The sequence below is a fragment of the Fusibacter sp. A1 genome (genome assembly GCF_004125825.1).
Taxonomy (GTDB): Bacteria; Bacillota; Clostridia; order Peptostreptococcales; family Acidaminobacteraceae; genus QQWI01.
Genome location: NZ_QQWI01000007.1, coordinates 189738 through 210315 on the forward strand (window position 1 = coordinate 189738; position 20578 = coordinate 210315).

The 20578-nt window shown below is 40.7% G+C and carries 16 protein-coding genes and 1 tRNA gene; 4 read left to right on the plus strand and 13 right to left on the minus strand.

The annotated features are described in order from the left end of the window. Window positions 1–323: 323 nt before the first annotated feature. From DWB64_RS11885 to DWB64_RS11900, 4 genes are all read right to left on the minus strand, one after another. On the minus strand, window positions 324–2432 hold the full coding sequence (locus DWB64_RS11885; RefSeq protein WP_129488464.1) for an LTA synthase family protein: 2109 nt from the start codon (window positions 2430–2432) through the stop codon (window positions 324–326). 194 nt (window positions 2433–2626) lie between these two features. After that, a complete protein-coding gene (locus tag DWB64_RS11890) occupies window positions 2627–3748 on the minus strand; it encodes a 4Fe-4S binding protein (protein ID WP_164980383.1) in 1122 nt (373 codons plus the stop codon). Between the two features lie 269 nt (window positions 3749–4017). Beyond that, window positions 4018–4887, minus strand: a complete 870-nt coding sequence (locus DWB64_RS11895; RefSeq protein ID WP_129488466.1) for an EFR1 family ferrodoxin — start codon at window positions 4885–4887, stop codon at window positions 4018–4020. A gap of 191 nt (window positions 4888–5078) precedes the next feature. Then, entirely contained in the window at window positions 5079–7598 is a 2520-nt protein-coding gene (locus DWB64_RS11900) for an EAL domain-containing protein (protein WP_129488467.1), read from the minus strand. A 356-nt stretch (window positions 7599–7954) separates the two neighbouring features. Between DWB64_RS11900 and DWB64_RS11905 the strand changes: the two genes are divergently transcribed. After that, window positions 7955–8749 (plus strand): RNA methyltransferase, encoded by a 795-nt coding sequence (locus tag DWB64_RS11905; RefSeq protein WP_129488468.1) that lies wholly within the window; start codon window positions 7955–7957, stop codon window positions 8747–8749. A gap of 68 nt (window positions 8750–8817) precedes the next feature. On the opposite strand, the gene DWB64_RS11910 is transcribed toward DWB64_RS11905, so the two are convergent. Both DWB64_RS11910 and DWB64_RS11915 read right to left on the minus strand, forming a co-directional pair. Continuing rightward, complete coding sequence (locus DWB64_RS11910) at window positions 8818–9351, minus strand: dihydrofolate reductase family protein (protein ID WP_129488469.1); 534 nt, start codon at window positions 9349–9351, stop codon at window positions 8818–8820. A 36-nt stretch (window positions 9352–9387) separates the two neighbouring features. Next, window positions 9388–10257, minus strand: coding sequence for a GNAT family N-acetyltransferase (locus DWB64_RS11915; protein ID WP_129488470.1), 870 nt, complete (start codon window positions 10255–10257; stop codon window positions 9388–9390). A gap of 179 nt (window positions 10258–10436) precedes the next feature. Between DWB64_RS11915 and selD the strand changes: the two genes are divergently transcribed. Both selD and mnmH read left to right on the plus strand, forming a co-directional pair. Then, window positions 10437–11468 (plus strand): selenide, water dikinase SelD, encoded by a 1032-nt coding sequence (gene selD / locus DWB64_RS11920; protein ID WP_129488471.1) that lies wholly within the window; start codon window positions 10437–10439, stop codon window positions 11466–11468. Next, window positions 11469–12560, plus strand: a complete 1092-nt coding sequence (gene mnmH / locus DWB64_RS11925) for a tRNA 2-selenouridine(34) synthase MnmH (RefSeq protein WP_129488472.1) — start codon at window positions 11469–11471, stop codon at window positions 12558–12560. Between the two features lie 112 nt (window positions 12561–12672). On the opposite strand, the gene DWB64_RS11930 is transcribed toward mnmH, so the two are convergent. From DWB64_RS11930 to DWB64_RS11940, 3 genes are all read right to left on the minus strand, one after another. Continuing rightward, window positions 12673–13248 carry a GNAT family N-acetyltransferase gene (locus DWB64_RS11930; protein WP_164980384.1) on the minus strand — a complete coding sequence of 192 codons (576 nt, stop codon included), beginning with the start codon at window positions 13246–13248 and terminating at the stop codon, window positions 12673–12675. 210 nt (window positions 13249–13458) lie between these two features. After that, window positions 13459–13546: transfer RNA gene (locus DWB64_RS11935), tRNA-Ser, on the minus strand. Between the two features lie 121 nt (window positions 13547–13667). Then, the gene (locus DWB64_RS11940; RefSeq protein ID WP_129488474.1) at window positions 13668–14186 is read right to left on the minus strand and encodes a YcxB family protein; all 519 of its coding nucleotides are present in this window, start codon (window positions 14184–14186) and stop codon (window positions 13668–13670) included. Window positions 14187–14467: 281 nt separating this feature from the next. Here DWB64_RS11940 and DWB64_RS11945 point away from each other — a divergent pair, with 281 nt between their 5' ends. Then, a complete protein-coding gene (locus DWB64_RS11945; protein WP_206736675.1) occupies window positions 14468–15085 on the plus strand; it encodes a hypothetical protein in 618 nt (205 codons plus the stop codon). Between the two features lie 96 nt (window positions 15086–15181). Here the strand turns inward: DWB64_RS11945 and DWB64_RS11950 are convergent, their stop codons facing one another. The 4 genes from DWB64_RS11950 to DWB64_RS11965 form a co-directional block, all read right to left on the minus strand. Then, window positions 15182–16774 carry a M4 family metallopeptidase gene (locus DWB64_RS11950; protein ID WP_129488475.1) on the minus strand — a complete coding sequence of 531 codons (1593 nt, stop codon included), beginning with the start codon at window positions 16772–16774 and terminating at the stop codon, window positions 15182–15184. A gap of 273 nt (window positions 16775–17047) precedes the next feature. Further along, complete coding sequence (locus tag DWB64_RS11955; protein WP_129488476.1) at window positions 17048–17911, minus strand: putative RNA methyltransferase; 864 nt, start codon at window positions 17909–17911, stop codon at window positions 17048–17050. 136 nt (window positions 17912–18047) lie between these two features. Beyond that, window positions 18048–19373, minus strand: coding sequence for a 2-hydroxycarboxylate transporter family protein (locus DWB64_RS11960; RefSeq protein WP_129488477.1), 1326 nt, complete (start codon window positions 19371–19373; stop codon window positions 18048–18050). Window positions 19374–19399: 26 nt separating this feature from the next. Then, on the minus strand, window positions 19400–20572 hold the full coding sequence (locus DWB64_RS11965; protein ID WP_129488478.1) for an NADP-dependent malic enzyme: 1173 nt from the start codon (window positions 20570–20572) through the stop codon (window positions 19400–19402). Between the last annotated feature and the right edge of the window lie 6 nt (window positions 20573–20578).

Consider the following 20578-nt stretch of genomic DNA (forward strand, 5'->3'; position numbering starts at 1 on the left):
AAATGGCAATTTGAGTATGGATTTGAAATACTAGTCGAATCAGATGATCCTCTAGTAGTATGGCAGATGATCGACCGCTTGGCACATGACACCGACCTCCATAATCAAAACAATGACTCCTGTTACCGCGTACATTTTAGCAATGGGATTCATTTTATTGAAGATCCAAAGTCACTAGACCTCTTCGATGCAATTGAGGAAATTTCCTCAATTGATAAAATCGATCAAAAAATGTATGAAGATAAGAAAAGAAAACCACCACTATAAAGCGCCCTTCATCTGGGCGCTTTTATAGTGGTGGTTATGATAATCTATCTTATAGTTCATCTAATGACGAACAAATCCATAATCTCAATTTCTTTAGACTTGCTCAACTTATATTCTTTTGGTGTGACTTGAGCGACAAAAAGCTTGCTGTGGACATCTGTGATCTCAAAGGGTAGAATCAGTGTGTTTTTATCAACATACCAGGTCTCTTGAATCTCACCGTCCATGAAAACCGCACTCGCTTTCGTAAAATTATTTCCATGAATGAAGACTGTTTCCCCACGTACAGAAATGGATGTCAACTCGATAGGAGCAAGACCCATTTTCATCGATTTTCGATGATGGGGGCTAAATCCGCCATAAACGTTCATTTGTCCATATAACATGTCATATTGCAACAATAGGAAGGTATCCATATAATCTTCAGCTGTAGCATTCATCTGATGGAACTTTGAAAGCACACCATTATCGTAACCAAGTCGTTCCATCACATAAGCATTCAGCTGATAAGCCATCAGATTCTTATCCATCTTATTGATATCGAAATTACTCCATATCACATATTCTGTCTGAAACTTGTTCAGGTTGGTCAAATCCTCATCTTCTATACCCATTGTCGGCAAATGGTCGCCGTATAAGACCAAGACCACAGGTTCAGGGTATTTCATCAGCTGCTGAGTCAAGTCGCCGATAAACTGGTCCGTTTCATGCAACTGATTGACAAAATACTCATATCCGATAAGCTTGTCTTCTTCAAGGTCTGCGGTGACTGTTATTCTCTGATTTTCATCCACCACTTCGCTAGGATATTTACCATGAGGCTGCACAGAAACTGCAAAGACAAAATCTTGCTCCTCAGTAGCCTTTAGCGCTTTTATGATTTCAGGTGTGATCACCTTGTCCTTGACCCATCCTAGTGGGTTGAGCTCATAATCTCGCATGTATTCGACTGAACTAAAACTATCAAAGCCTAAATTGGGATACACGTAATGCCTTGAATAGAATGTCCCAGTATTGTTGTGAATCGCATGACTGCGATACCCCTGCTCTTCCAAATTGAAAGCGATGCTTTCAACAGATTTCTCCTTGAGGATGGTCTTATAAGGATACTCTCCAGCTCCAAAAAAGTTTAAACTCATCCCTGTGAGTACTTCAAATTCTGTATTCGCCGTACCCGCTCCAATGGATGGTACGGTTAAGAATCCCGAAGAATGGTCCTTTTTGAGTTGATTAAAAATCGGCGTTGGATCCTCCGAAAAGCTAAAGTCTTTCAGATGGTTCACATCAAAAAAAGATTCCAACTGCACCATGACGATATTCGGTTTCCTCCCGTCATTCTTTTTATCCTCGGAAGAGTCGATTACGTAAAGGAAGGGGTTGATTTCATTGTCCTTTAAGAGCACCACCTCATGTACATAATCCTCTTCAGACTTAATCGGGTACTCGATATCTTCCAGCACATCCTCTATTACCTCTTGGCTATATGTCTTAGGTTCATCGATTCCCCTATCGATAAGGCTGATTGAAAAGCAATACGCAAATCCGTAGTCCTGAAAGGCTTGAGCGATGTTTGTAAAATTGTCGGTAAGCGAGTTTGTTCTGAATGACAATGTATTTACAGCAGAAAGCATCGCCAAAGTGCAGCAAAATACAATAATGGCGTTCTTGAACTGCACCTTTGTTTTACCGATCTTAAAGAATGCATAAATCATACTTATAAAGACTGCTATCACCAGTAAAACTACAAGACCTACCTGAATTGGATTCATGTAAACACTGATAATATCAAAAACCGACTTCAGTATTCCGATATCGGCAGCTGTAAGCGGAGTCGTTCTGTAACCTAAAAGCAAAAAATTGCTAAAGCCCAGCAGAATCCACGACACTGAAATCAATAGGACTATGAAATTTCTTCTGGATATGAAATTGGCAACTGATAGCGTCAAAAAGATGATCAGAGTATTTTGAATACTCATTAGTGGATTATCAACTACAGACAGCATACCTTCGAGCGGAGACCTGCTACTGAGTGTTTCCAGTATGAAGTAGACTGCTATTGACAAAACAACCATCTGCTTCATCGGTTTACGACTAAGTTTTCCAAAAAAAATTCTTATTGCTTTAAATCTATTGTCTAACTCACTGATTATTCTATCTTTTAACATTAATTGCTTCCTACCTTAATATTCCTCATGTAATTGGTGTAATTGCTAAAAGCAAATTATAACACTTGAATTATCATTTTTCCAATACTATGCAGTAACAATTGTATTATTTTTTTGATTCATTTCATAACGAAAACACACCTCTTGCTCTAAGCAGAGGTGTTCCCGATAAAAGAAGTTTCATAAGTCGATTGTCAGTCTGCCTTCATCGCTTTTTCAAGCGCTTCTTTAGCACCGTTAATGATTGCATTGGAGGAATAGGTCGCACCCGTAACCGAATCGACATCTGCGCTTTGAGCCTGGATAATCGCATTTGGTATCACGCCTATCGCCCTCATGTACCATCTTCTATCTTCTCGGTGCGATACGACTTCGACACCTGTTATGCTGCCGTTCTCAATTGTCACACCCACTACGACCAGACCTCTAAATCCGATGGCTTCTCCTGTATAAAAGCCGTCCTTCAACCCAGAGGAATATTCATTATTTTCTGATGGATCCCCAATAAAGGATTCCTCTGATGATGACTCCACTACTGAAGGTAGTACCACTTCTTTTGTTACACGTTCCTCTTTCATAGCGTGATTCGAAAACATTCCCACATAAACCGAAATACAAAGCGCTACAGCAACTAAATACAGTATCAACTGATTGGCACTAATCGGTGGCGACTTAAACGCCAACGCCCCTTTCTTTGGGCAGGATTCTACGCAACGAAGGCAATTGATACAGTGAAGGGACTTGCTAAAGTCAACTTTTGACAATTCATTGTTCATGGGACAAACTTTATCGCACTGTTTGCAATCGACACATAACAGTTTATTTCTTGTAATCCGAAAAGGTCTGAGAATTCCGATGAGTCCATATTGCGCTCCTTGCAAGCAAAAGTAATTGCAAAATGGACGTTCAAAAAAATAGGAGATCGCAGCATAGGTAGCGATGATCACATAAACCGATAGACTCATCTGTTTTCCACTTAATATACCATTCAAGTCAGCTCTTGCATCCATCTTCAGCAGCGTATGCATCAGATCAAATCCGAGACCGAACATCAAGCCCCACAGCAGATATCTTGTGAAGATCAGATATTTATGAACGTACCTTGGCATCTTTAACTTTTTACGCTTGTTAAGTCTTCCCATAAGGTCTTGCAAAGTTCCCATCGGACAAATCCACCCACAAAAAAAAGGACCTGCAAGAACAGTCGTCACGAAAACAAGTGCGACAGTCACTTGTATATTTTCAAGCAGTCCCCAAATTGCTAGCACTACACTTAGCAATTGAACCGCCAATCTTATCTTGCCAGTATTACGCATTCGAATCATTACCTCCTACTTCTTTTCCCTAATCATTCAACATCCCAAGCATAGCTGCCAATTGTGTGAAACTTATGTGTAGAAAAAGAGTCGTCATTTATTTAGCTAGCTAACATTATGCAACACTTAAAATCATACACTAAACCTGCAACGATGAAAACATAAAAAAACCTATGTTCATCATCATAAACATAGGTTTTAGCTTATATCTTCATCAAATTGCTTCGGATAGCTCAAACTTGACAACTGACAAACCTTATCTTATAAGATCATATCAGTTGCTTTAGATAGGTTTTGACTCCTGACAATAGGTAACCCTTTAGCAGGGGTTCCACTTCACGATAGGCTTTCTCGTCAAATGATTCTAACGGATAATCTAGAGAGTATCCTTCCTTAAGGACACACCACTTCATCGAACTTGGTTTGATGGCCTTTCGTGGGCATCCATAGAGACAGTTCATGCACATGATGCAGTGATTCCCAAACTGAAGCTTCTCAAAGGCCATGCTGATATTACCGACAGGACAGTTGGCTTCGCACCAACCACATAGGTTGCAACTTGAAGCAACTCTGAATCGCGCTGCAAAACGGCTGGCGCCCACATGTTCAAGTCTACCAAATCCAGCTAGTAGGTGGTCGATCCAACGTGTTTTCAGCTGTCTATTCTCACCAGCCAGAATTCGATTTACCGTTTGCCCACATTTCTTTTCATAAGTATTCAGAAGCCATTTTGATACTTGAGGCGGAGTGGGATATGCCCAGTTGGATGGCATGATGAACATGTCCTCGTAATCTATAGCGTACCCTTTTCGTCTCAACAGGCTTTTCACCTTGTTTCTGCTAGCTGTGTTAGGCGATATCTCACCGCCGCCTGAAACCGACAATACCGCTCCATGTCCGTTTTTTACAGACGAAAATGATGCGATATGATCCTCAACAGGCTTTGGCGCCCTACAGGCATGAACAGGAAACAAAACTATCAAAAAACCATCAGGTTCTTTTGTTAAAGGGACTTGTGCATGCAGCTTGTCACATTGTACGCTTATCCCAGACTGTTCAAAATGTTCTTTTATCGAACAGGCGATTTTTTCGGTACTGCCTGTTCCTGTAAAATAAATGATTGTCACCCTTTTAATCATTATCTTCACTCCAATTTGAATGGTGCAGCTGCTTAATCGTTTCTGCTATAAGTACTGCCAATAAACACTGCTGTAGCCAATTACATATTCTATCTTAACATATGAAGAAGATGTATTCTTGATGGACTTTACGTTGAATTCTTCTCACTGACCAGTAAGTGCCGTTAGGAATATTTTGGGTGCATATGCTTTTAGATATAATGATAAACGTCATAATTAGGAGAAAATCGATGCGTTTTTATATGAAGCTGCAATTTATTGAGCAGATTCAGTACAAGTTGCTGTTCAGTTTCTGAGAGTTCAAACTCAACTCCATAGGAAAAATTGCTATCATCGCTTTCTGTTTTTCGAACAATCGTTCCATTGACGCTAAATACCTCATCTAGGATGCTGGTTGAAAAGTTCATTAGCATCTTCTTACTTACTGGAAAGTCGATATCGCAGTTGAATCTCAAGCCGCCTGGGCCGATGTTATCGACAGCGATCAGTCTGCTATTGATATCCACAAGTTCCGTTCCGATTTTTGTGAGCTTCAACTCAACAGCAAGCGGCACATGTAAATTTATCCTATAGAATTTTCGTTGGTTCTTCTCGATGAACTTTAACTTTTCTTTTTCCTCGTCTTTAGTAAATTCAAAGGTATGATAATATGCTTCAAACTGATCAAGGGCGACTGGCTTGCTAAAATAGTACCCTTGAAAAATTGAACATCCCCGATTGACAAAATAGGCGATTTCTTCTTTTTTTTCAACGCCTTCCACTAGAATTCCTACATCCATTTCATCCGCAAGATTGATCAGCATATTTGCGATAACTGCGACAAACTTATCACGAGTGACCTCCCGCACGAAGGTTCTATCGACTTTGAATGAATCAAACGGCATCGTCTTGAGCTGAGCCAGAGATGAGTAGCCGGTTCCAAAACCGTCGATTTCAACTTTGATTCCCATTTTTTGCAGTTGGACCAGGGTGTCCCTTGCTAAACGATCATCACCGAATAGATAGCTCTCTGTAATTTCGATTTTTAGTAGACGCGTATCAATCTGATGCTTTGCGATGATTTCTTTTAGTGTCGTTAGAAAACTCTTATGCACAAGCTGAAATCTTGATACATTGATGGATAGCGTAAGATCCTTAAGTTTACTGTTCTTCCACTTACTAAGCTGTTCACAGGTTTTTTGAATTACAAAATCGCCAAGTTGGATAATCACGCCTGTTTCTTCAGCGATGCTGATGAACTCATCAGGATTGACCAGTCCCCAATCGGGATGATTCCACCTTAAAAGCACTTCCGCCCCTGTGATAACTCCTTTATGGATATTGATTTGAGGCTGAAAGTAGCTGAAAATCTGCTGCTTTGAAATTGCAGTTTTCAAATCGTTGGCAAGTGATAAATGCTTAAAGTTCTCAATGCTTAAGTTAGGTAAGAAAGACTTATAGTCTCCATTTACAGGATCGATATACTTTAAAGCGAGATTTGCTTGAGCATAAAGTTCTGTAAACTTCATCTCTTTATTTTCACACTTGCTTATTCCCACCACCTGTTTAATAAACAGTTCGAGATCACTTACATCATAGGGGTCTTGACCAAGTTTGACCACTTCTTCAGCTAGATATTCAATACCTGAAGCTTCTTGAACGCTATGAATCAAAATGGCAAACTTACTACCTCTTGATTTTGCGACAATTGCATTTTCAGGCATAATGGACACGATACGATTGCCTATTTGCTTCAAAATTTCGTTTCCTATCACGTATCCTGCAAAAGAATTGACATCTTTAAGCTTAAGCGGATGCACGATCATGAGATACAAGGATTCAAAACTGTCCAACTGCTCTCTATACTGTTTGAACTGTTTTTCAAGATAATTTAGGTTTGGCAGCTTTGTAATCAAGTCATTATAAGCTATATTCCTAAGGTAGTTTTCCATTTTGACTAGATTTGTGACATCTTGAAAAACACCTTTGACTTCTATAATCTTCCCTTTTTTTAGCTTAGTCACTTTACTGGTGCTTCTGATATGTCTTTTAATGCCCCGCCTAGTTCGAATCTTGAACAAATGTTCATTCGTACCAAACTTTTGTCTGGCGACAAAGATGCCTTTAAATGCTTCACAATCATCATCATCCACCATGCTTAACAAGGAATGATATGGTCGTTTGGAGTCCTTAGCGTCAAAATCAAGTATTTGCAGTAATTGTCTTGACATGAATGAAAAGTCGACCGCTTCGCTGTCAAACGTCCATCCTCCAATATTCCCTATTTCTTGAATCATATCAAACTCATCCATCAAGTCATCATACTTGGTTTCAATTTTGCTGATTTCTGACATCTCGATGATGGTACCAAGGATGTTGTTCTCCCCACTTTGACTGACTATCGCACTTAATATCAACCGAACTCGATTAATCTTTTTATGGTCGAACATTATTCCAATTGATAAGGTATCCGATTCCTTTTCACTGGCATATACCTCCAAAAAACTACCTTCAACTTTTCTTTTATCAGGCATCAGCAAAAAATCGAAAAAAGAGCTTCTCACTAAAGAGCCCTCATGTCCACCCATAAACTGTGCAAAAGCGAGATTGTGTTCGAGAATAATGCCCTTTTCATTGCACATGAATACTGGAAGGTCATGCTTCGATAATAGGTTCAACTCTCCGTTATGAGCGAACTTCACGGCCGAGATATTTTCACTGTGTTCTTTCATACTGGCCTCCTAAAAGATCTTTGTGATTAATGATTACCCTATGGTATCGGATATATGCATATTTTGGCGTTCTTTTATGGGTCCTAAGAATCATCTTTTCATAGACGTATCAACTCTAGTGGAATTATCAATTTAAATCAAACACTGGCATATCGCTCGAATCAAACTATGCTATTCTTTAGTAAAAGCGAGGTGATTAATTTGAACATTCATCAGGCAGTAAATGATTTGCGTCATGCAAGGTAGACACTTGGCATAGAAATCAGTTCGATTTCAACTTGCATGACGCAAAATGCTTTGTGTTTGCACTTGCAACTCTCATTCAATTACGGTAACCGGATGAAAGGAGCAGTTACATGACGCAAAAGCAAATCGGTGTAAAACATCCACTAATCAAACACTTTCTAAAACTTAAAAAAGGGTCAAAAGAGTATCCAAATAGCTTTATTGCAGAAGGGGCCTGGATGATAGAAAAACTGATGCATTCAGATGCATTAGTCGACAGCCTGTTTATATGCGAAGACCTACTCACAAGGTCACAAGCGGATCTAGTGAAGTCGCTTGCAGATAAATCGGAACATGTATTTCTAATTTCTAAAAAGATCGCAACCCAGATCAGCGAAAAAGATAACGGCTCTGCGATACTGGCGATCATTACAAAGATTGGTCGCTCCTTGGATACGATACTTAGTGAATCGGAACGAGTCGTTATCCTTGACGGACTCGAATCACACGGTAATATCGGAACCATATTCAGGACCTGCGATGCTTCGAAAGTAGATGCTGTTCTTATCGTCAACGAAAAAGCCAAAATCAACAACCATATGGTGATCAAGTCCAGCATGGGGGGCTGTTTCCATGTTCCATGGACTATTGTCGATTCAGTAGGTGCTTGCGAACAAGCGCTAAAGACACATGGCTTCACCACAGTTCTTGCTACTCCTGATGCAAAAGTTGATTTTAGGCATGCTCCGACATTTAGTAAGCCTGCCGTCATCGTCGGCAACGAGCGTTACGGCATTTCAACCGAGTGGGACAGGCAATCTTCCTTTCAGATCAGTATTCCCATGCATGGCGTATGTGATTCCCTTAATGTCGGCGTCGCAGCCTCTATCATCATTTATGACTTGTCCATGAGAAAAAACGCATGATTAAAACTAAAAAGACAAATCCAATTCTAACTTTCTTAGAATGGATTTGTCTTTTTCATATGCCTAACCTAATTTCTTCTCGTGTATTTAAGGATTGTAATGCCTTCTTGAACGGTGCATTCATCCAAATGCAGCTCAATTGTAGGATTATCATCAAGAAACAGCCTTCGTCCGCTTCCAAGTAGTATTGGAATGATTCCGATGATGTACTCGTCGATGATATTCTTTTTTATGAACGCGTCTGTAAGCCCCGCTCCACCGAATAACCAAATGTCTTTTCCTGCCTGTTCCTGTAGTAGCTGCACATGACCGCAAATGTCTCCATTTACAAATTCAACTTGCTTCTCTCCAGTCAAGACTCTGGATGTTGCGACAATGAATCGTTTTGACTCATAATTCATGACATCCCTTATTCCACAGTCTTCATAGGCTTTGGCCCCCATAACGACCGTGTCGACATTGTCCATGAAAGCTAAGAAATCAAAGGATTTTTCTGTATTGCACTTTACATCCCCATCCCCCTTGATCCAATCAAAACCGCCATTCAAATCGGCAATATAGCCGTCGAGGCTAATTGCCAAGTTAAGAATGATTTTTCTCATGTAAACCCTCCTTAAACAGATTAATTTACCAGTTGCCTATTTAGGGTGCAACGAGTACCATTTAGATAGCAATTGTCCTCTTGTGAATCCATGCTTCAAGTAAAGGTCGAAAGCAATCTTGTTTGTATCGAACACACACATCTTCAGTTCCTTTGCTCCGTGCTCCCACAGATAGTTCTGTACACTTCTAAACAGCAATTTACCATAGCCCTTGTTTTGGTTGGTGGGAGCGACCGCCAAGGTGTCGATCCAGCCGATTTCATCCTTTAGGGTCAGTTCAAACGCACCAACCGCTGTCGAATCAACTGAAATGACACCACAAAGATCATTTTCCTCAGCTTGCTTTTTAGCGTCTTCTACCGTCACAGTAGCCCCGTTTGGAGAATCCTTGAAGGCTTCGGTCATGATGGTCGCAAAAGCCTCTGCGTGATCTAGAGTTAAAAGGTCAATAGCTACGGCATCCTCATAGAGTTCCCTATTGCACTTATTTAACTCCACTAGACTATGAACATAGCTAAATCCGCCTTCAACCAGTTGTGGGATAAATTCGTCATGTCTCTCAAGTAACCCTACCTTCACTTCTCTGGCACCGCTCTTAATGCACATGTCTTTTGCAAAGTCGACCAAATGTTTTCTGAGTTCAGTACTTTGTGTTCCGCGCAGTTCATTTATGTAAGCGATACCTTGTGGTGCGACTTCTTTAAGAATGACACCGACAGTACCGATAATCATGTCGCCTTCAAAAAAAACAAAGTATTGATCGCCGCTACCGTAGGTCATGCCTTCAATCGCTCTTATCTGAGTTTCTCTCGACCTATTGAATACATTGTCATGACATGATTCGATATAGCGGATCACATCCTCTTTTTCCTTTTCAATCAGTTGATTCCAAGTTTTTTTTATCATATTGACTCCCAGTATGGATAATCTGTTATTTATATTGGATTGACTTATGATTGCTACAGCTCCTTGTCTCAATTGTACAAAATTAATAGATACCCTTCAATCCCATCATTTAACACGAACCACTTAAACTTAACACAAAAAAGGTGTATGATAGAACAAGAAAATAGAAAGAGGTCTATATGAATCCAATAAAACTTACAGAATACTCACACGGCGCCGGATGCGGCTGTAAATTACCCTTATCCGTACTCAACAGCATCATAAAATCGTCACGCGATACATCAGATTTTCCTAGACTCCTGGTTGGAAACGGATCCAATGATGACGCGGCTGCCTTTGATCTTGGTAACGGAACATCTGTTTTAAGTACAACTGACTTTTTTATGCCTATTGTAGATGATCCCTATACCTTCGGTAGAATCGCTGCGACAAACGCGATAAGCGATATCTATGCAATGGGTGGTACTCCACTAATGGCGATCGCTATCTTTGGATGGCCCGTAGACAAACTACCCGCAGAAGTCGCAAGTCAGGTCATCGATGGCGGTAGAGCGACGTGCCTTGCAGCAGGCATTCCACTTGCAGGCGGTCATTCCATCGACTCGCCAGAACCGATTTTCGGTTTGGCGGTTACAGGTATTGTCGACAACAAGCAGCTAAAAAGAAACAATCAGGCTGAGCCTGACTGCCATATTTTTATCACCAAGCCTATCGGGATCGGCATTCTGACGACCGCTCAAAAACGCAAAAAAATTGAAGACGGCCATATCGAGCATGCGATCGACGCGATGTGTACGCTTAACTCAGTCGGAAAAGCATTCTCATCTATCGAAGGTGTCGTTGCCCTTACTGATGTCACCGGTTTTGGTCTGCTCGGACACCTATCAGAAATATGTGAAGCAAGCAAGGTTTCTGCGACCGTAGAATTCGACAAAGTTCCTTTACTGCCGAATACACGATACTATCAAGCGATGGGTTGTGTCCCAGGAGGCACGAAGAAGAATTTTGTCAGTTACGGTCATCATTTATCCGAAATGCCAGAAGACTATAAAGATATCTTATGTGATGCTCAAACATCCGGTGGACTACTGGCTATAGTGAAAGAGGATGCTTTGGACCAATTTTTAGAAGCTGCCTTAGAACACGGACTGGAACTAACTTCTATCGGAAAAACAACAGAACCGAAAAAACCTTTGATTACGGTGATCTAAATGCTTAAATTGGATATGAATCTACCCACTCGAAATGATTTCGACCAAATCGTCATCGACCGCACACCGATCATAGATGTCAGAGCTCCAATTGAATTTGAAAAAGGAAGTTTTCCCGGTGCTGTAAATCTTCCGATCATGGATGATCAGGACAGAAAAGTCATTGGCACCTGCTATAAGCAAGTTGGCAGAGAAGCCGCAATAGCCATGGGATTTAAGCTTGTATCAGGAGATATCAAGCAAAATAGGATTATGGCTTGGAACGAAGAGCTTAACAACCACCCTGACAGTATCGTCATGTGCTTTAGAGGTGGAATGCGTTCTAAGATCACACAGGGTTGGATACATGAGTCAGGAATTCACAAACCGCTACGACTTGAAGGCGGTTATAAAGCTTTCAGAAACCATTTGATAAACGCGACTTTACCAGAAAACATACCGATGAAGCCAATTGTATTAGGTGGCAATACCGGTGTCGGTAAAACGATTCTTTTAAAGCAACTAGCTAACGCGATTGACCTAGAAGGCCTTGCGAACCACAGGGGGTCTTCATTCGGTGGGTTTATCACACCGCAACCTAGTCAGATCGCTTTTGAAAATGCCTTGGCGTATGAACTGATCACACAAAAGTATCTTGGACACAAGCAGCTTATTCTTGAACTCGAAAGTAGAAACATCGGCAAGAACATGCTTCCAGCTCCTTTTTTAGAATACATGTCTTCAGCAGAGATCGTTTCAATAGTATTGCCTATTGAAACCAGAGTTGAGATCACTTGGCAGGAATATGTTGTAGAAGCACTGGCCAATTACACTAAAACCTTCGCTGAGTCAGGCGAAATCAATTGGAAATCGGATATGAGAAACAATCTGATGAAGATTAAGCGTAAATTAGGCGGCGATCGTCTGCAGTATGTCTTAGGGTTGTTCGACCACGCTTGCCAAAGCACTACCCTCGATGAACATAAGCATTGGATCCAATATCTTCTCACTACCTATTATGATCCCATGTATGACTATCAAAAATCAAAATGGTCACGTAAGGAAGTATTCGAAGGTTCACCCGAAGAGGCTTTACAGTTTTTCACCAGCTAAGATTTAGCTCTTTAATAAAAAAATCATGTGCATCTTCGCACATGATTTTTATTTTACCTATTCAGTTCACTGAAAATGGTGTTTTGAACTACTATCAAGAGCCATCTTCCATCTAACTATTCAAATCAATATGCCATATCAATTGGGCTTCCGCTGCATATTCATCATCGTAGGCGTCAAACTTGATACTGTAAAGTTTAGCCACCTTATTATAAAAATTGCAGCCTCTAACATTCGTGTTCTGGCATTCTATGTTGATTTCTGTGCATTTTTTCATCTTGGCTTCTGCAGCGCAAATGTCAACAAGTCTTTTTCCGATTCCCATACCTCGATAATTGCTGTCGACTCTCAAATCCCATATCACCGCAAGATCACTTCTACCCTTTAACATGTTAACACCCTGCGTATCCATAGCCAGTAATGCTCCTCCAATGATTCTATCACCGTCAAAGCAGGCGATCAGTTGCCAGTTTGCAAGATCGAACTTGTCGCTTAGGGCAAATGGATTATCTTCTCTCGTATCGAAATACTTCAAATACGGTTTTTCCACCGGTCTAAGCTCCATCTCATCTAGACTCAACTTTTTAGTATCCTCAATATGATAATAGTCGGTCACTGCGATATGTATCGGAACAAGTGAGTATTCCATCAGATAGTCCAGACTTACTTTTTTATACTCCAGTTTCATCGTATCCTCCATAACAACTTAAAAGTCCTTTTAGAAAATTGTATCAGTTTTAACAGGTAATGATAAGTACGCTGCTTGCTAAAGAACACTTATAGTAAAAAAAGACTTTTCATCAATACTTTTCAAAACCTGACTGGAAGCAAAAAGGCACTCGCTTAAGCGAGTGCCTGAATCAGTCTATAGATAATTTAATTTCGCATAATAAGAAAATGGCGGAGAGAGCGGGATTTGAACCCGCGAAACCTTTCAGTTTACACGCTTTCCAGGCGTGCTCCTTAAGCCGCTCGGACATCTCTCCATTTAGCTTCACATCCCGTGAAGACTGTCCTATACCATCTTAATATACCTCGCACCATAATTCAATTAAAAAATGCAATTTCACTTCTTTTAAGTGCCAAAATACCAACAATCTATCTTTTCTATCTGATTTTTTCGGCAATCATATCAACAAACCCTTGCTGCTCCGCTTCATCGGTAAAAGCCACTTTGGGTAAGATATAGGCACTGACAGAGCTGTTGTACAAATAGATATGTTCTTTTGCGATTTCTAATGATTTAATCCCTGACCACTTTACCTCGTTCATCTGATTCGGTCCACTAGATGTTATTCCACCTTCGTTGACAGTTAGTGAATAATCGCCGAACAATCCCATATTATTCTTTTCAAGCAATAACTTCGTCACCCTTTTTATAAGGGACTTGCGAAAATATTTTGGAAAGTAAAGCATCCAGATGACAGATAATCCTGTATAGATAAAAACAGAAAACATTAGTGGCAGATCCATGATATTGGCGAGTATCGTTCCAAAGATGATAAAAGCTATCGGCGGAAGGACTCGTTGAAAGAGTACCGCCCTTCTCATTAAGGGTGAATTTTGGGTATGGTACAGATTGAATGCAATATAATCATCCAGTCCAAGGGTGTAGTTGATTGTCATAAGCTCTCCTTTTTTGTGCGTTGTCTTTCAAGATATTCACATAAGCCTTCTTTATGTATCATTATAGCTTTTCCATTTCTATGTGTAAATTGATCGATCCATTTTCCTTGACCTACAAAGCTACGTGACTTGCAGGATCAAATCGCATCCTTGCTTCAGTAATAAATATTCGAGCTGATAACCATTAAGGAAATGCTACTGCCCCCCCTAATTGTAAACGAATCATTTCTGTGCTATCCTTATTTGGTTTATTAAAAGACAAATCAACTTGAGGAGGTTTCATGAATCCTATCATTGAAGTTCTACTATTAAGTCTTTTGCTCGGTATCAAGCATTCAATTGAACCCGATCACGTAATTGCCGTATCCACTATTGTGACTAATTCGAAAAAAATCGATAATGCGATGAAGCTAGGTTTATTTTGGGGCCTTGGGCATACCGCGGTCCTATTCGTTATCGGAAGCGCCTTCATCCTTCTAAAAGGTACGGTTTCAGAATCTATCTCGTCTTCTCTTGAGGTGTTAGTGGGTTTTATGTTGATTTACTTCGGTTTTAAGGCCTTAACAAGTCCCCACGGCAACCATCGCCACCAGGATCTTAAAAGTGGCTATTTAAGGTCCATCCTCATGGGTGTCATCCATGGCTTATCCGGTAGTGGAGCTTTAATCATATTGACTATGTCGACAGTGAAGACTCCTTTAGAAGGCATAAATTTCATTCTGATTTTTGGTTTTGGTACCATCATAGGTATGATGGCTTCAACCACGATGATCTCTCTACCTTTTGTAGCGACTAGCGGTACTGAGACCATAAACAAGACAATCACTGTCGGAGTCAGTATCATCAGCATCCTCTATGGTGTATATTACACTCTAACCCACCTGATTGCAGTACTATAAAAAAAAGCCAGTACGGCATCGTTCCTTAAGAACATGCCGACTGGCTTTTATTGATTGATCTATTCGTGTATAGTCGAAAACTATGAATCTAATGGTTTACTGAATACCTACCGCATTGAATGCGTCGATAACCGTTGTCACTTCTGCACTTGAACCACCATAAAGGTCAGTAGCCGATTGAATGGCAGCCGCTTTTAGGGCGTTGAAGTTTGAAGATGCAGTTAGGTAGTTTGTCATACATCTGTAGAATATATCTGCAGTTTTTTCGATGCTTATGCCAGTTACTCTCACGTTATAGTGAGTACCGCCTTCTGCCATCAAGTATGCAGCTTTATTGATGATACTGCTGTTGATATGAACGCCACCGTTATCTTGTTTTCCTGTATATCTAACAGAATAGTGATCAGGATCTCCCATGATTGTTGGGTCAGCCATTGATCTAAGAGCTACAGCACCTAGTCCAGGACCAGAAATATCTTCGCCAATCAGGTAATCTGGATCGTCATTGTAGTAAAACTCAACTGCAGTTCCCATGATGTCAGAAAGCGCTTCGTTGATTGCGCCTGACTCGTTTTGGTAAATCAAGTCACAAGTGTATTCAGTAACCGCATGAGTCAACTCATGAGCGACAACATCAAGTGCGCCCGATAGAGGATAGAACACGTTTCCATCGCCGTCGCCGTATACCATTTGACTTCCGTTCCAGAACGCATTGTTGTAATTACGTGAATAGTGGACCGATGAAATCAATTTTGCATTATTGTTGTCATAACTTCTTCTGTTAAATACATTTAAGTAAAAATCATAAACGTCAGATGCATTGGCATGAGCGCTCACAGCTGGTGCGTCATAAGCCGCGCCTAAGTAGTTATCATAATCCGACCAAAGACTACCAGGAGTTCTTGTTCTATTGGCCGCATCATAAGTGTAGATACCGTTACCTCTTGTTTTGTCATGAAGTAAGAACAAGCTACCTGATTGCAAGGCTTTGAAGGATCTTAAAACGCCGTTCACATCGATACCGCTACTGTCTACTGCAATACCAGAAGTCGGTTTAGCAGGCTTAACAGGTTTTGCAGTATCCAGTTTATTGTATTTATTTACCACAGTACCCTTATCAGCACTTACATAGTAGAACCATCTTCCAGCTTCAGGTTCCATGTAGCTAAGTTCGATCTCGTACGCAAGCGTCGCGCCGTTATCGTCAACGATATATACAAGTTTCGCAGAAGGTTTATCTTCAAATACAGGTGTAACCGTTAAATCGCCAATTGCGATATCTACCGCTTTATTAGCGTTGATTTTTTTACCGGCTCTTACGTTTTTCTCTTTAAGTAATTGACCGGCTAAAGATGTCATGATTCCGTTTTCGTCGATGTTCGCAACTTGTTCAAAACCAACTACAGGAACACCGTCAATTGTTTGTTGAAGTCTGACGATTGTGTTTCCGTTTTGCTTTTCAACATGCTTCACCCTAAAACCATGATTTTCCTTAAGTTTAAACGAAGACTTATGCTCGTTTAAATACTTTTGAACAATAACTGCGCCCTCATCATCTGATGCGTCAGTCAGTTCTCCATTAATCAGTACAGGAATTGCTTGATTTCCATTCGAAGATGATCCTGCGAATGAAAAACTTGATACCACAAGGCATACGATTAGAATAAAAAGATAAATTCGTTTTTTCATTACTGTTCCCCCTAAGTGTTTACTTCTCGTCTGTTAGCTCAATCTCACTCATTGTACGACTATACACTTTCATCAATGGTGTACTTCACCCATAACTTCATATTTTTTATAATCTATCAATGAATCTTATGGGCAAGTTAATTATATAGATTTGAATCACGAAAGTAAATGTTTTTTGAATTTTCAGATAAAGAAATCGTTGTCTTTTGTACGACCTTTAACTACAAATAAAAAAGCACCTCGAATACGAGGTGCTACAGTTGCTCAGCGTACTTAACAGTTCTTTTTAAAGACCAATATCTTCATCGCAACTGTTACGTCTAATGACTCATATTCAGCTAGTCGCGCTTGTGTTACTTTGGATGTCTTCCAGTAGTGAGGCGTCATCAACAGGAGTTCTTGAATGCCTTCTTGATCAAGACTTATTTGATAGTTGATGTTTTCTTCTTTGTCTAATTTTAGCTTCTCGCCTTCAATCTCATAACTCGGCTTTTCCTTATCATCGATTTGGGCATAGATGATTTCTCTAAGTTCAATCAAATGGTCTGGATTTGGAAGCAATCTCACAAAATAGCCCTGATCCTTCAAGACTCTTTCGCATTCTTCCATTTTTATCGGACTGAATACCGACAATAGAATATTCAGTGATTCGTTCTCAAATGGTATGAAGAAATTGTTGCCGACAAGCCAAGTCGCTGCATGGTTCTTTTTGCTTGCGATCTTAACAGCATGTTTTGAAATATCCATTCCATAATACTCACCAGTAATATTTTTCGTCTCAAAATGCCTGATAAGTTTGTCAAGATAATAACCTTCACCACAGCCAATATCCAAAATAGAGGTCACCCCATTTGCATTAGGCTCTACCACACATTCTTCAATCACTTCATTGGTTTTTTCTGCTACTTCAAAGTACAAGTCCTTGGACAAAAATGAGTTTCTCGCCTTGATCATTTCAATGCCATCACCAGGTTCCTTACTACCCTTCTGATTACTCATCAGCAAATTGACATACCCTTGCTTAGCAATATCAAACCTATGTCCATTCGAACATTCATATCGCTTTTCAGCACTGTTCTCAATAAGCTTACCCAAACAACTAGGACACCACATACCCATTCGATCACTTCCCATCATCCATCATCTATCATTTATCATCTTTTATTATCGTCTAACGGCATACACCTATCATACCTACTATTTGTATCACAAATCGAGTCGAATTCCAATAAAAACAGCTATCTGTCCGAAGGCAGATAGCCGAAAAATCAGGTTAAAAGATCATATTTAAAACAGCAGTAGCAAGGAGCAACATGAATGCCCCGCCGATTCTAGACGAAATCTGTGCAAACGGCATCAGTTCCATTCTGTTGGCAGACGACAAAACTGCGACATCACCTGTTCCACCCATATTGGCCATACAAAGACCACCGGTTATCGCTGCTTCTATCGGATAGAATCCAGTAAATTTCCCCACGATTCCAGATCCGATAACCGACCCTAAGACCGTAAAGAAAACGAGTACGATGTAGGTGAATGAAAATGCATTGATCACCGCATTCAAGTCTGTATAGGCGACACCTATGCCTACAAGCAGTGCTGGAGTAAAGTTTGCCATGACAAATTTAAACCACTGCGCTGCACTTTCCTCATACTGTTTAGGCATAAGTCCAAACATCTTTACAAGTGCAACCGCTATAATCATAAGGGCATAAGAATGGATTGGAATAAACTTTGCCAGAATGTTTCCAAGTACAAAGAATGTAGTAGCGAGCAATAAGCCGGTTCCCATAGACTTATACGTAATGGCGCTTTCAACTTGCTTACCTTCTGTGACCGCTACTTGATTGATCATCAGTTTACCCTCGCCGCTTAGGCTAGGCATCTTTTTGCCCAATCGATTCAAAAGTCCTGCGATCACAATCGCCATGGCATTACCAAGCGCAAGCGCAGGAACCATTTTGGATAGCATCTCGGCAGGATCAACAGAAAGCGCGTCTCCAAATATCTGAGACAAAGGTACCGCACCGGCGCCCATGCCGCCACCCATAATCGGTAAGGCAACATATAAGATCGCTTCTTTTCCGCCATATCCCATTAAGGATCCTACCAGTCCAGCAAGTCCGAGTGCCGCAACGACACCACCTAAAATTACTGGGAAGTACCTAACCGCAGCGCGGATCAATAATTTTTTATCCATTCCAAGGATACTGCCTGTAATCAGCGCAGCAATGTAAAAGCTTAAAAATCCTTCGCCTTTAATAAAATTCGACATGATGTCACTTGATGCTTCAGGCAATAATCCATAAGTTACAAGTGCTGCCGAACCGAAGATGACTACAATCGGTCCACCACCCAAATAGTCCTTAACAATCGGCAAACGATTTCCGACCTCGTTCAAAATAGCCCCGATAATCATCATTAGCGGAAAAGCACCGATCATTCCTTTAGGTAGCACTCCCATGAATGTGGCACTCAATACCACAAGTGAAACGACGATGAACAGTGGTAACGAAATACCCATAATCTTAAACTGGGTTTTTCCTAATTGCTGGTCATCTAACAAAACTTCTCGAACTGCTGCTCCATTAACGCTCATTGTTATCCCCCTTAGTTTCACATCAACTAAATTCTTGCGACTCCCGTTTCTCGTGCAGCTTTTGCTACTGCCTTCGATACCCGTTCAACAACTCTTGGATCCAGTGGATTTGGTATGATATATTCTGACGACAACTCCACCTCTGAGATGATATCTGCTATTGCTAACGCTGCTGCTATTTTCATTTCTTCGTTGATATCGCTTGCGCGAACATCTAGGGCACCTCTGAATATTCCAGGAAAAGCCAAGACATTGTTCACCTGATTTGCAAAATCGGATCTGCCGGAACCAACGACTACAGCACCTGCCTCTTTTGCAAGATCTGGCATGATTTCTGGTATAGGATTCGCCATTGCGAATACAACAGCACCGCTATTCATGCTAGTGATCATTTCCTTGGTCACAACATCAGGAGCAGATACGCCTATGAATACATCAGCACCCGACAAGGCCAAAGCCAAGTCACCCTTTACATTGTGTATGTTGGTCATCTCAGCCAAGCTTGTTCTTAATACGTCGTGGGTTTCATCACCCCTATGTAGAATACCTTCTTTACCGCACACAAGAATATCCTTAGCACCCATATTGAGTACCATTTTTGTGATAGCCGATCCGGCAGCGCCAGGTCCGTTTATCACCACTCGGACATCCTTCCATTCCTTTTTTACCACTTTAAGCGCATTGACAAGACCCGCAACCACTACGATCGCTGTACCGTGCTGGTCGTCATGGAATACTGGAATATCAAGTTCTTTCTTTAACCGTTCTTCAATTTCAATACATCGCGGAGCCGAGATATCCTCAAGATTGATTCCACCGAATGTCGGCGCGATTTTCTTTACAAGATCGACAATCTCATCTACATCTTTCGTCTCAATGCACATGGGGAACGCGTCTACATCTGCAAACTTCTTAAACAGTACCGCCTTGCCTTCCATTACAGGCAGCGCGGCTTCTGGTCCAATATCACCAAGACCGAGTACCGCTGTACCATCCGATACAATCGCCACCAGATTCCCTTTTGAGGTGTACTTATATACCTCGTCTTTTTTTTCAGCAATTTTCCTGCATGGTTCTGCCACACCAGGTGTATAAGCGATACTTAAATCATCCTTATCATTTAGCTCTACTTTTGAACTAATTGATATTTTCCCCCTTTTTTCTTCATGAAGTTCCAATGCCAGCTTCGAATAATCCATTACACA

What these genes read in the sequence shown, in the direction of transcription:
- DWB64_RS11885 (WP_129488464.1), bottom strand. Translation starts at nt 2,432, where the DNA reads ATGTTAAAAGATAGAATAATCAGTGAGTTAGACAATAGATTTAAAGCA.
- DWB64_RS11890 (WP_164980383.1), bottom strand. Translation starts at nt 3,748, where the DNA reads ATGCGTAATACTGGCAAGATAAGATTGGCGGTTCAATTGCTAAGTGTA.
- DWB64_RS11895 (WP_129488466.1), bottom strand. Translation starts at nt 4,887, where the DNA reads ATGATTAAAAGGGTGACAATCATTTATTTTACAGGAACAGGCAGTACC.
- DWB64_RS11900 (WP_129488467.1), bottom strand. Translation starts at nt 7,598, where the DNA reads ATGAAAGAACACAGTGAAAATATCTCGGCCGTGAAGTTCGCTCATAAC.
- DWB64_RS11905 (WP_129488468.1), top strand. Translation starts at nt 7,955, where the DNA reads ATGACGCAAAAGCAAATCGGTGTAAAACATCCACTAATCAAACACTTT.
- DWB64_RS11910 (WP_129488469.1), bottom strand. Translation starts at nt 9,351, where the DNA reads ATGAGAAAAATCATTCTTAACTTGGCAATTAGCCTCGACGGCTATATT.
- DWB64_RS11915 (WP_129488470.1), bottom strand. Translation starts at nt 10,257, where the DNA reads ATGATAAAAAAAACTTGGAATCAACTGATTGAAAAGGAAAAAGAGGAT.
- selD (WP_129488471.1), top strand. Translation starts at nt 10,437, where the DNA reads ATGAATCCAATAAAACTTACAGAATACTCACACGGCGCCGGATGCGGC.
- mnmH (WP_129488472.1), top strand. Translation starts at nt 11,469, where the DNA reads ATGCTTAAATTGGATATGAATCTACCCACTCGAAATGATTTCGACCAA.
- DWB64_RS11930 (WP_164980384.1), bottom strand. Translation starts at nt 13,248, where the DNA reads ATGAAACTGGAGTATAAAAAAGTAAGTCTGGACTATCTGATGGAATAC.
- DWB64_RS11940 (WP_129488474.1), bottom strand. Translation starts at nt 14,186, where the DNA reads ATGACAATCAACTACACCCTTGGACTGGATGATTATATTGCATTCAAT.
- DWB64_RS11945 (WP_206736675.1), top strand. Translation starts at nt 14,468, where the DNA reads ATGAATCCTATCATTGAAGTTCTACTATTAAGTCTTTTGCTCGGTATC.
- DWB64_RS11950 (WP_129488475.1), bottom strand. Translation starts at nt 16,774, where the DNA reads ATGAAAAAACGAATTTATCTTTTTATTCTAATCGTATGCCTTGTGGTA.
- DWB64_RS11955 (WP_129488476.1), bottom strand. Translation starts at nt 17,911, where the DNA reads ATGATGGGAAGTGATCGAATGGGTATGTGGTGTCCTAGTTGTTTGGGT.
- DWB64_RS11960 (WP_129488477.1), bottom strand. Translation starts at nt 19,373, where the DNA reads ATGAGCGTTAATGGAGCAGCAGTTCGAGAAGTTTTGTTAGATGACCAG.
- DWB64_RS11965 (WP_129488478.1), bottom strand. Translation starts at nt 20,572, where the DNA reads ATGGATTATTCGAAGCTGGCATTGGAACTTCATGAAGAAAAAAGGGGG.